The organism is Streptomyces sp. NPDC054786 (assembly GCF_053611685.1).
Map to the genome: position 1 here is coordinate 78,782 of NZ_JBSHAW010000027.1, position 10,821 is coordinate 89,602.

At 70.8% G+C, this 10,821-nt stretch carries 12 protein-coding genes; all 12 read left to right on the forward strand.

Going from position 1 to position 10,821, the window contains the following annotated elements:
* Positions 1-95 precede the first annotated feature (95 nt).
* Complete coding sequence (gene rplS / locus ACWGI6_RS23150; RefSeq protein WP_393907238.1) at positions 96-443, forward strand: 50S ribosomal protein L19; 348 nt, start codon at positions 96-98, stop codon at positions 441-443.
* A 96-nt stretch (positions 444-539) separates the two neighbouring features.
* Complete coding sequence (lepB, locus tag ACWGI6_RS23155; RefSeq protein ID WP_453269279.1) at positions 540-1,304, forward strand: signal peptidase I; 765 nt, start codon at positions 540-542, stop codon at positions 1,302-1,304.
* A complete protein-coding gene (gene lepB, locus ACWGI6_RS23160; RefSeq protein ID WP_453269280.1) occupies positions 1,297-2,451 on the forward strand; it encodes a signal peptidase I in 1,155 nt (384 codons plus the stop codon). Before lepB (ACWGI6_RS23155) ends, lepB (ACWGI6_RS23160) begins: the two co-directional genes overlap by 8 nt.
* Complete coding sequence (gene lepB, locus ACWGI6_RS23165; protein WP_453269314.1) at positions 2,393-3,364, forward strand: signal peptidase I; 972 nt, start codon at positions 2,393-2,395, stop codon at positions 3,362-3,364. The genes lepB (ACWGI6_RS23160) and lepB (ACWGI6_RS23165) overlap by 59 nt, the downstream gene beginning before the upstream one ends.
* A gap of 54 nt (positions 3,365-3,418) precedes the next feature.
* The gene (lepB, locus tag ACWGI6_RS23170; RefSeq protein ID WP_453269281.1) at positions 3,419-4,147 is read left to right on the forward strand and encodes a signal peptidase I; all 729 of its coding nucleotides are present in this window, start codon (positions 3,419-3,421) and stop codon (positions 4,145-4,147) included.
* 76 nt (positions 4,148-4,223) lie between these two features.
* On the forward strand, positions 4,224-4,703 hold the full coding sequence (locus ACWGI6_RS23175) for an NUDIX hydrolase (protein WP_453269282.1): 480 nt from the start codon (positions 4,224-4,226) through the stop codon (positions 4,701-4,703).
* Positions 4,704-4,741: 38 nt separating this feature from the next.
* Positions 4,742-5,050, forward strand: a complete 309-nt coding sequence (locus ACWGI6_RS23180; protein ID WP_003980220.1) for a DUF2469 domain-containing protein — start codon at positions 4,742-4,744, stop codon at positions 5,048-5,050.
* A gap of 430 nt (positions 5,051-5,480) precedes the next feature.
* A complete protein-coding gene (locus ACWGI6_RS23185) occupies positions 5,481-5,801 on the forward strand; it encodes a YraN family protein (protein ID WP_453269315.1) in 321 nt (106 codons plus the stop codon).
* Entirely contained in the window at positions 5,801-7,462 is a 1,662-nt protein-coding gene (locus ACWGI6_RS23190) for a YifB family Mg chelatase-like AAA ATPase (protein WP_453269283.1), read from the forward strand. The genes ACWGI6_RS23185 and ACWGI6_RS23190 overlap by 1 nt, the downstream gene beginning before the upstream one ends.
* A gap of 3 nt (positions 7,463-7,465) precedes the next feature.
* Positions 7,466-8,785 (forward strand): DNA-processing protein DprA, encoded by a 1,320-nt coding sequence (gene dprA, locus ACWGI6_RS23195; RefSeq protein WP_453269284.1) that lies wholly within the window; start codon positions 7,466-7,468, stop codon positions 8,783-8,785.
* A gap of 361 nt (positions 8,786-9,146) precedes the next feature.
* A complete protein-coding gene (gene whiG, locus ACWGI6_RS23200; RefSeq protein WP_393907245.1) occupies positions 9,147-9,983 on the forward strand; it encodes an RNA polymerase sigma factor WhiG in 837 nt (278 codons plus the stop codon).
* A 127-nt stretch (positions 9,984-10,110) separates the two neighbouring features.
* The gene (locus tag ACWGI6_RS23205) at positions 10,111-10,650 is read left to right on the forward strand and encodes a TetR/AcrR family transcriptional regulator (RefSeq protein WP_453269316.1); all 540 of its coding nucleotides are present in this window, start codon (positions 10,111-10,113) and stop codon (positions 10,648-10,650) included.
* Positions 10,651-10,821: the final 171 nt, after the last annotated feature.

The window sequence follows — 10,821 nt, forward strand, 5'->3', positions numbered from 1 at the left end:
AGGGGGAACGACGCCCGCCCGACGGAACGGCATCCGAAACATCATTCCGATATCCCGTTGATGACCTGTGGCATCAACGAAGAAAGCAGTAGGTCATGCACCTTCTCGACACCGTCGACGCCTCGTCGCTGCGCAGCGACGTCCCGGCCTTCCGCCCGGGCGACACCGTCAACGTCCACGTCCGCGTCATCGAGGGCAACCGCTCCCGTGTGCAGCAGTTCAAGGGCGTTGTCATCCGCCGTCAGGGCGCCGGCGTGCGCGAGACCTTCACGGTCCGCAAGGTCAGCTTCTCCGTCGGCGTCGAGCGCACCTTCCCGGTGCACACCCCGATCGTCGAGAAGATCGAGGTCGTGACCCGCGGTGACGTCCGTCGCGCCAAGCTGTACTTCCTGCGCGAGCTCCGCGGCAAGGCCGCGAAGATCAAGGAGAAGCGCGACAACTGAGCCGGGCCGTCCCGGAGCACGATTTTTTGCGCCGGGGCAACGCAAACCCACGCTCGCGTACGGCTTCGGGACCCGGCCGGATAAGCTCAGGGCCCGATGAACACCGACGCACAGCTGACGGAGCGCGACCCCTCTCCCACCCCCGACCAGGGGCCGGAGCAGGGGTCGCGCTCCGCGCGTTTGCTCGCCCGTGCGGCCGGTCTGCGCCATCGGCCGGCCACCCTGCTCGCGCTCTGTCTGGCCTTTGTGCTGCTGCTCAGCGCGTTCGTGGCACAGCCTTTTCTGATTCCCAGTTCCTCCATGGAGAACACCCTGCAGATCGGGGACCGGGTGCTGGTCAACAAGCTGGCGTACCGTTTCGGCAGCGAGCCGGCGCGGGGCGATGTGGTGGTGTTCGACGGCACGGGCTCCTTCGTTCACAGGGAGCAGGGGGAGAATCCCGTCACGGGGCTGGTGCGCGGAGCCGGTGCGGCGCTGGGCCTGGCCCGGCCCGCCGAGACCGACTACGTCAAGCGTGTGATCGGCATCGGCGGTGACCGTGTGACCTGCTGTGACAAACGGGGGCGGATCGAAGTGAACGGTGAGCCCGTGAGTGAGGCGTATCTCCATGCCGGGGACACGCCGTCCTCGGTGGATTTCGACATCGTGGTGCCGGAGGGCAGGTTGTGGGTCATGGGGGACCACCGCGCCAGATCGAGCGACTCCCGCGACCACCTCGGTGACCCCGGAGGCGGAACCGTCCCGGTGGACAAGGTCATCGGCCGCGCGGACCTGATCACCTGGCCGGCGAGCCGCTGGCGCACCTTCGAGCGCCCACGGTCCTTCGACCGGATACCCACCGCGGCAGGCCCCCATGGGTAGCCGCGGACGCCCCCGCCACGGGAACCAGAACGCAGACAAGCCGGGACGGGGTGCCGGCAGGCCCAAGCGGGGCGTCGGCGGGCCGGGACGGGGCACCGACGGCGCGTACGGCGGCTCCGGTCCGTACGGCGACCCTCAGGAATCCGGCGGGAGCGACGGCTCCCGGGCGGACGAGCCGGCGAACGGCAGGCGGGCGGGCCGGTCCGGGACCGGTGGCCGGGCCGAGCGGCGGCGCATGGCGCGGCGCATCAAACGCCGCAGGCAGCGCTCCTACCTCAAGGAGATCCCCATCCTCGTGGGCGTGGCGCTGGCCATCGCCCTCGTCCTGAAGACCTTTCTCGTCCAGGCCTTCGTCATCCCGTCCGGCTCCATGGAGCAGACGATCAAGATCGGCGACCGAGTGCTGGTCGACAAGCTGACGCCGTGGTTCGGCTCCAAGCCGGAGCGCGGCGACGTGGTCGTCTTCAAGGACCCCGGCGGCTGGCTCAAGGGCGAGCAGACCAAGCCCACCGACAGCGGTGCCTTCCAGCCCGTCAAGGACGCCATGACCTTCATCGGGCTGCTGCCGTCGGCCGATGAACAAGACCTGATCAAGCGGGTCGTGGCGGTCGGCGGCGACACCGTCAAATGCTGCGACGAAAAGGGCAAGGTCACCGTCAACGGCACCCCGCTGACCGAACCGTACGTCCATCCGGGCAATCCGCCGTCCACGCTGAAGTTCACGGTGACCGTCCCCACCGGACGGATCTTCGTGATGGGCGACCACCGTTCCAACTCCGCGGATTCGCGCTTCCACCTGGACGAGCCGTACCGTGGCACGGTCTCGGAGGAGAGTGTCGTGGGCCGCGCCGTGGTGATCGGCTGGCCGTTCAGCCACTGGCGGCGCCTGGAAGAGCCGGACACCTTTACGACCGTGCACGACGCGCCGGGCGCCAAGGCGTCGGCGGCAGGCGCGCCGCATAGGCTGTCCAACGAGAGTTTGACCGTACTCCCGACCCCTGCGGAACTCCCGCTCGTTATGGGAGTGGTGGGCCTGCACCGGTTGACGGGCGGGCGAGTGCGTGGAGTGAGGAGCAGATGTGGGGGACTTGGCGGTCGGCGCGCGGTCCGGAACCGAAGAGCCCGAAGAGCCGGCGGGGCGTGGTGAGACCGCGCGGCCGGCGACGAGTTCCGTGCATCAGTCATCAGCACAGTCAGGGGCGCAGGCGCAGCGTTCGACTCCGGCGGATCCTTCGGGCACGTCGGACACGTTGGACACGTCAGCGGGCGAGGAGGCGAGCGGCGGCATGAAGAAGGCCAAGAAGCCGCGCGCCTTCTGGAAGGAGCTGCCGATTCTCGTCGGTATCGCCCTGCTCCTCGCGCTGCTGATCAAAACATTCCTGGTGCAGGCCTTCTCGATCCCGTCCGACTCGATGCAGGACACCCTGCAGCGCGGGGACCGGGTGCTGGTCGACAAGCTGACGCCGTGGTTCGGCTCCAAGCCGCAGCGCGGCGAGGTCGTCGTCTTCCACGACCCGGGCGGCTGGCTGAACGAGACGCCGACCCCCGAGCCCAACCCCGTCCAGAAGGTCCTCAGCTTCATCGGCCTGATGCCCTCGGCCGAGGAGAAGGACCTGATCAAGCGGGTCATCGCCGTCGGCGGCGACACCGTCGAGTGCCACGGCACCGGCCCCGTCAAGGTCAATGGCAAGGCCCTCAAGGAAGACTCGTACGTCTTCCCCGGGGCCACCCCCTGCGGCGACCGGGCGTTCGGCCCGATCCACGTCCCCAAGGGCCGGATCTGGGTGATGGGCGACCATCGCGACGACTCCCTCGACTCCCGCTACCACCAGAACCTCAAGGGCAACGGCACGGTCTCGGAGGACGAGGTCGTCGGCCGGGCATTCACCATCGCCTGGCCCATCAACCGCTGGGCGATGCTGCCGGTGCCGGACACCTTCGACCAGCCCGGAATCAACAAGGCCATGGCGGCGACGCCGGCCGCTCTGGGCCTGGCCGGCGCGGTGCCGATCGTGATGTGGCGCCGCCGCAGGCTGACCGGAACACGTAACCCCAGGTAAGGTGCCGTCCCGGATCTTCGACGCGGGCTCGGTCCGCGGGGTGGGAGCGCTGGGATGAGCAGCAGTACGGAACGCAGGACCGACGGCCGCGGCCGGACGACGGGCAGTGTGCTGTCCGGTCTGGCCGTGGCCGTCGGCTGTGTGCTGTTCCTGGGAGGCTTCGTATGGGCGGCGCTGATCTACCGCCCCTATACGGTGCCGACCGATTCGATGACGCCGACGATCGCCGTTGGGGCGCGGGTCCTGGCGGAGAAGGTGGACGGCTCCGAGATACGCCGCGGCGACATCGTCGTCTTCAAGGACTCCACGTGGGGCGACCTGCCGATGGTCAAGCGCGTCGTCGGCGTCGGTGGTGACAAGATCGCCTGCTGCACCGAGCAGGGCCGGCTGACCATCAACGGAACCCCCGTCGAGGAACCGTATCTGCAGGGCAGCGGCCCCGCCTCACCCATCGGCTTCAAGGCCAAGGTCCCCACCGGCCAGCTCTTCCTGCTCGGTGACCACCGCAGCGACTCCCTCGACTCCCGCGTCCACCTCACCGACGGCGACCACGGCTCCGTACCGCGCAGCGCCGTCAATGCCCGGGTCGACGCGCGCGCCTGGCCGCTCGGCAGCGTCGGCGTGATGCAGCGCCCGGCGGCCTTCTCCGCCCTCCCCGGCGGCACCTCGCAGCCCGGCCCGGTAGCGCCCATCACCCTCGCGGTGGTCGCCGGTGCGGTCCTCATCCTCATCGGCGCGGCCTACGGGCCCCTCGCCCGGCGTAGGGCGCGCAAGGGTGCCTGAGAGGCCGCGACGGGGCGCCGAGGAACCGGCCGCGGCCCGTGGGCCAGCGGCCGGTTCCGACGCGGCGGAGGCGAACGTGGTGCGCCAGGTCTCCCGCATCGTGCTGCTCGATCCCGACGACCGGATCCTGCTGCTCCACGGCTTCGAACCGGACCGCCCCGCCGACAGGTGGTGGTTCACCCCCGGGGGCGGTCTGGAAGCCACGGAGACCCGCGAAGAGGCGGCCCGCCGTGAGCTCGCCGAGGAGACCGGCATCGTCGATGCCGTCCTGGGCCCCGTCCTGTGGAAGCGCCGGTGCGCCTTCCCGTTCGACGGGCGGCGCTGGGAGCAGGACGAGTGGTATTACCTGGGACGGACCGACCGGACTGTCACCGACACCGGCGGGCAGACTGACCTGGAGCGACGCAGCGTCTCGGGACTGAGGTGGTGGACTTCGGAGGAACTGTCCGCCTCGCATGAGACGGTGTATCCAACCAGACTCGCCGAGCTGCTGCGCACGCTGCTCGACGAAGGGCCACCCGATGCGCCAGTGCTCCTGGAGACCGAGCGGGTCTGACGCACAATGGGGGGACGCACGGCTGAAGGGGATCTGCCATGAGTGCCGAGGACCTCGAGAAGTACGAGACCGAGATGGAGCTGAAGCTCTACCGGGAGTACCGCGACGTCGTCGGACTGTTCAAATATGTGATCGAGACCGAGCGACGTTTCTACCTCACCAATGATTACGAGATGCAGGTGCACTCGGTTCAGGGGGAGGTGTTCTTCGAGGTGTCGATGGCTGACGCCTGGGTCTGGGACATGTACCGACCCGCCCGCTTCGTCAAGCAGGTACGCGTACTCACGTTCAAGGACGTGAACATCGAGGAGCTCAACAAGAGTGATCTGGATCTTCCGGGCAGCTGAGGCGGCCGGAGCCGCCGGAGTGGGCGGCAGGCCCTGGGCCCCTCTTCGCGACCCGGACGGGTGAGCGGGTTATCCACAACCGGCGCACTGTCCACCAAGATCCAATAGTTCGGGGCGGGAGCGTCACAGTCGGTGCCGGAGGTGGTGCCGCATGAACGCCATGCAGGCCGGCCGCAGGGCCGGCGACGACGCACAGACCGCGGAGCGGGCACGGAGGGCGCACTCAGGACCGCCGCCCACGGAACGTAAGCCACCTGCGGGCACGCGGACGGCCGTCGAGCCGGCAGCCCGCAGGCCACCGGCCGTCGAACCGGCAGCTGCCAAGCCACCGGCCACCGCTCCGACGGTCGCCGAGCCGGGGAACACCGACCCCGCGGCGGCCAAACCCGCCGACGCCCGTCGGCGCGCACTCGGCCGCTATGGCGAAGACCTGGCCGCCCGGCGGCTCATCGAGGCCGGTATGCGCATCCTGGACCGCAACTGGCGCTGCCGCGACGGAGAGATCGACATCGTTGCGGCCGACGGCGACGCAGTGGTGGTCTGCGAGGTCAAAACCCGCCGCGCCGGCTGGTACGAACACCCCATGGCGGCCGTACGCCCCGAGAAGACCGCCCGGCTGCGGCTGCTCGCCGAACGCTGGCTGGAGCGGCACGGCGGCCCGCCACCCGGCGGCGTACGGATCGATGTGATCGGCGTCCTGCTGCCGGCCCGCGGAGCCCCGGTCGTCCAGCACGCACGAGGGGTGGCCTGATGGGATTCGCCCGAACCTGCTCCGTCGCCCTGGTGGGCGTCGAAGGCGTCGTCGTCGAGGTCCAGGCCGACCTGGAACCCGGCGTCGCGGCCTTCACCCTCGTCGGACTGCCCGACAAGAGCCTCATCGAGTCCCGCGAGCGGGTGCGGGCCGCGGTCGTGAACTCCGGCGCCGAGTGGCCGCAGAAAAAGCTCACCGTCGGCCTCAGCCCGGCCTCCGTACCCAAAGGCGGCAGCGGATTCGACCTGGCCGTGGCCTGCGCGGTCCTCGGCGCCGCCGAACGCCTCGACCCCCGCGAACTCACCGACCTGATGATGATCGGCGAACTGGGCCTGGACGGCCGCGTCCGGCCGGTACGCGGCGTACTGCCCGCCGTACTGGCCGCCGCCGACGCCGGATACCGCCAGGTCGTCGTCCCGGAACAGACCGCCGCCGAAGCCTCGCTGGTCCCCGGCATCTCCGTCCTCGGCGTCCGCAGCCTGCGCCAGCTCATCGCCGTCCTCGCCGACGAACCGGTGCCCGACGAGGAAGATCTCCGTGAAGAAGGCCGCCCCGACCCGTTGCTCGCCGGGCTGGTCGTGCCCGGCACCGGCATCAGCGCGGGCCTGCCACCCGGCGACCACACCCCCGACCTCGCGGACGTCGCGGGCCAGCACAGCGCCCGCCGCGCCCTGGAAGTAGCCGCAGCCGGACGCCACCACATCTTCTTCAAAGGCCCGCCCGGCGCCGGGAAAACCATGCTCGCCGAACGCCTCCCAGGACTCCTGCCGGTGCTGTCCCCCAAGGAATCCCTGGAGGTCACCGCCGTCCACTCGGTGGCCGGCACCCTCCCGCCGGGACAGCCACTCGTTCAACGGCCGCCCTACTGCGCCCCGCACCACTCCGCGACGATGGCCTCCCTCGTGGGCGGCGGCACCGGCCTGCCCCGCCCCGGAGCCGTATCCCTGGCCCATCACGGCGTGCTGTTCGTGGACGAGGCCGCCGAATGCAGCCCACGTGTCCTGGACGCACTGCGCCAGCCACTGGAATCCGGCCATGTGGTGGTTGCCCGCGCGGCAGGCATGATGCGCATGCCCGCCCGCTTCCTCCTCGCCCTCGCCGCCAACCCCTGCCCGTGCGGACGACACGGCACCATCAGCGGCAGCTGCGAATGCCGGCCGTCCTCCATCCGCCGCTACCGCGCCCGGCTGTCCGGGCCCCTGATGGACCGGGTGGACCTACGGATCGCCGTGGAACCGGTCGCCCGCGCCGAACTGGTCGCCCTCGGCCGCGGCGCCGAATCCACCGCGGCCGTGGCCGAGCGCGTACACGCCGCCCGCGAGCGCGCCGCGGCCCGTCTCGCCGGCACACCGTGGCAGACCAACAGCGAGGTACCCGGACATGAACTGCGCACCCGCTGGCGGGTCCACCCGGGCGCCCTGGCCCCGGCAGAACGTGACCTCGAATGCGGTCTCCTCACGGCCCGCGGCTTCGACCGAATCCTCCGTGTCGCCTGGACCGCCGCCGACCTGGCCGGCCGAGACCGCCCCACCAGCGAAGACGTCAACTGGGCCCTGGAACTCCGCACGGGGGTACGCCGCGGCGCGCTGACGGCAGTGGGCGGGGGCGGAGGCAAGCGCCAGACCGCGACGACCGCCGCACCACCACACGGGCAGGCGTGAGCCATGACCAGGACCGATGCATGGGGCTTCGCCACGGGTGAACCGGCCGGCGCCACGGAGGGCCGCGGCCATGGACCCGCTCCGACAGCCGAGCCGGGCCACGCCATGAACACGACAGCCGAGTCACCTCCCGCACAGCCGGTGGCAGCCGGCCGGCGGTCCGCCCACCACGAGGGACACGAACCACAACGCACCGCCCGCGCGGCCCTCACCCGCATCCTCGAACCGGGCGATGAAACCGCCGGCCGCTGGCTACGTGAAATGGGCCCGGTGGCCCTCTGGCACACCCTCTCCGACGACTCGGCGGACCCCCTCACGGGCGCAACCCCGACCAAGATCGCAGGACTGCGGCTCCGCGCCGCCCGGGCTCGCCCCACCGCGGACCTCGATGCCGTCGCCGCGCTAGGCGGCCGGTTCCTCTGCCCCGGGGACGATGAATGGCCCGGCCAGCTCGACGACCTCGGTGACGCCCGCCCCGTCGGTCTGTGGGTGCGCGGGACGGCCAACCTCAGACTGTGGGCGCTGCGCTCCGTCGCCGTCGTCGGCGCCCGGGCCTGTACCGAATACGGCGCGCACCTCGCCACCACCCTCAGCGCCGGACTCGCCGACCGCGGCTGGGCCGTTGTCTCCGGAGCCGCGTACGGCGTCGACGGCGCAGCTCATCGCGGCGCATTGGCCGCGGACGGCGCGACCGTCGCCGTCATGGCCTCCGGCGTCGACCACCCCTACCCGCGCGGCCACACCGAGTTGATCGGCCGGATCGCCGAACAGGGCCTGGTGGTCGCCGAATTACCACCCGGCGACCACCCCACCCGCAGCCGTTTCATCCAGCGCAATCGCGTCATCGCCGCACTCACCAGAGGCACCGTCGTCGTGGAGGCCGAACTCCGCAGCGGCTCACTGGTCACCGCCCGGCGAGCGCTGGCCCTCGGGCGCTTCACCATGGGCATGCCGGGCCCGGTCACCAGCGGGCTGTCCGCCGGTGTGCATCAACTCCTGCGCGGCGAGGCCGCGGTGGTCACCGACGCCGACGAGGTCATCGAACTCGTCGGCAGCATCGGCGACCTCGCCCCCGAGCGGCAGGGCCCGACCCGCATCCGCGACCTCCTTGACCCCCTCGCGACCCGCGTACTGGAAGCGCTGCCCGCGCGCGGCAGCTCGGACACCGGCCATCTGGCGGAGGAGGCCGGCACGCCCCGCGACGTCACCCGGAGCAAACTCTTCGAGCTGCTGTCCCTCGGATTCGTTCAAAGGTGCGGGGACGGCTGGGAGTTGGCGCGACGCGCCGAGACGACCGACGGTTCCCGGCGAGGCGGTACTTGACCTGGGGCGAACGGGTGAAAGGGTGAGGGGAATGACCGCAGAATCCAGGTTTGGCGTACTTCGGGGCACGGGCCCGATCCGTGGGGACACGGCGATGCGGGGCAGGGGATGCACGAGGTCCCGCCCGCCGTGCCACCACGTCCGTCCGCACGGCCCTCCGGGGGTCCGCGTCCGGCTCCCTGTCCGGGTCTCGCCACGCCGTACGAGGTAACCCTGAGGTGCGGGCAGCGGAACGTATCTGCGCACGCCCGAACCTGCCATCCTCGCGCACCGCGACGCTTCGGTCACGCTACGCTCACAGGCAATTCAACCCTCATACATCCATCCACCCGCGTCTCGGCAGAACGGCTCAAGGCGACGAATGCCCCAGCACACCTCCGGGTCTGACCGTGCGGCTGTACCACCCGCCGCGCGCGGCAGCGTGCGCCCCGCCCCGCCCACCTCGCTCGACGAGTTGTGGCGCTCATACAAGGCGTCGGGTGACGGGCGGCTGCGGGAACAGCTGATCCTGCACTACTCGCCGCTGGTCAAGTACGTCGCCGGCCGCGTCAGCGTCGGCCTGCCCCCCAACGTCGAACAGGCCGACTTCGTCTCCTCCGGAGTCTTCGGACTGATCGACGCCATCGAGAAGTTCGAACCCGAACGCGCCATCAAGTTCGAGACCTACGCCATCACCCGCATCCGCGGCGCAATGATCGACGAGCTGCGCGCACTGGACTGGATTCCGCGCTCCGTACGGCAGAAGGCCCGTGCCGTCGAACGGGCCTACGCCACCCTCGAAGCGCAACTGCGCCGCACCCCGTCCGAGGCGGAGGTCGCCGAGGAGATGGGCGTTGCGCTGGAGGAACTCCACGGGGTGTTCAGCCAGCTGTCCTTGGCGAATGTGGTGGCCCTGGAAGAGCTGCTGCACGTCGGCGGTGAGGGGGGCGAACGGCTGAGCCTGATGGACACCCTCGAGGACACGGCGGCCGAGAACCCCGTCGAGATCGCCGAGGACCGCGAGCTGCGACGGTTGCTCGCGCGCGCCATCAACACCCTCCCCGAACGCGAGAAGACCGTGGTCACGCTCTACTACTACGAAGGCCTCACGCTCGCCGAGATCGGCAACGTCCTCGGTGTCACGGAGAGCAGGGTCAGCCAGATCCACACCAAGTCCGTACTGCAGCTCAGAGCGAAGCTCGCTGACGTCGGACGCTGAGCCACGTCCTGGACACCAGGGCTTCGCGTACGCCATGTCGCCATGCGGAGTGCCACGACGGGGGCGTCATCCGTAGAGTGGTGAGGTGCCCAGGATTCGAGCGGCCTCCGTGGCCGAGCACCGGACGATGCAGCGCGGCGCCCTCTTGGACGCCGCCCGCACCCTGCTGTCCGAAGGCGGAACGGAAGCACTGACCTTCCCCGCCCTCGCCGAGCGCACGGGCCTCGCGCGCTCCTCCGTATACGAGTATTTCCGCTCGCGTGCTGCTGTCGTCGAGGAGCTGTGCGCCGTCGACTTCCCGGTCTGGGCCGCTGAGGTGGAAGCGGCGATGGAGCGCGTCGACACGCCCGAGCAGAAGGTCGAGACGTATGTGCGCCGGCAGCTCGCCTTGGTCGGCGACCGGCGCCACCGCGCCGTCGTCGCTATTTCGGCCGGTGAGCTGGACGCCGGCGCACGCGAGAAAATCCGCGCGGCGCACGGCGGGCTGATCGCCATGATCGTCGAGGCGCTCGCCGCCCTCGGCCACGCACAGCCCCGACTCGCGGCCATGCTCCTCCAGGGAGTCGTCGACGCCGCGGTCCGTCGCATCGAACTCGGCGCCGCAGAAGACCCGGACGAGATCACGGAGGCGGCGGTCGCGATGGTGCTCCGCGGCGTCAGCGGCTGAAGGGGCCTCCCCCCGGGCCCCGCCCCGCCCCCTCCCGCCCCACCTCCACCACCCCGAACACTCGTTGGCCCCGCAGCCCGCAGCCCGCAGCCCGCAGCCCGCAGCCCGCAGCCCGCAGCCCGCAGCCCGCAGCCCGCAGCCCGCAGCCCGCAGCCCGCAGCCCGCAGCCCG

What these genes read in the sequence shown, in the direction of transcription:
- rplS (WP_393907238.1), top strand. Translation starts at nt 96, where the DNA reads ATGCACCTTCTCGACACCGTCGACGCCTCGTCGCTGCGCAGCGACGTC.
- lepB (WP_453269279.1), top strand. Translation starts at nt 540, where the DNA reads ATGAACACCGACGCACAGCTGACGGAGCGCGACCCCTCTCCCACCCCC.
- lepB (WP_453269280.1), top strand. Translation starts at nt 1,297, where the DNA reads ATGGGTAGCCGCGGACGCCCCCGCCACGGGAACCAGAACGCAGACAAG.
- lepB (WP_453269281.1), top strand. Translation starts at nt 3,419, where the DNA reads ATGAGCAGCAGTACGGAACGCAGGACCGACGGCCGCGGCCGGACGACG.
- ACWGI6_RS23180 (WP_003980220.1), top strand. Translation starts at nt 4,742, where the DNA reads ATGAGTGCCGAGGACCTCGAGAAGTACGAGACCGAGATGGAGCTGAAG.
- ACWGI6_RS23190 (WP_453269283.1), top strand. Translation starts at nt 5,801, where the DNA reads ATGGGATTCGCCCGAACCTGCTCCGTCGCCCTGGTGGGCGTCGAAGGC.
- dprA (WP_453269284.1), top strand. Translation starts at nt 7,466, where the DNA reads ATGACCAGGACCGATGCATGGGGCTTCGCCACGGGTGAACCGGCCGGC.
- whiG (WP_393907245.1), top strand. Translation starts at nt 9,147, where the DNA reads ATGCCCCAGCACACCTCCGGGTCTGACCGTGCGGCTGTACCACCCGCC.
- ACWGI6_RS23205 (WP_453269316.1), top strand. Translation starts at nt 10,111, where the DNA reads ATGCAGCGCGGCGCCCTCTTGGACGCCGCCCGCACCCTGCTGTCCGAA.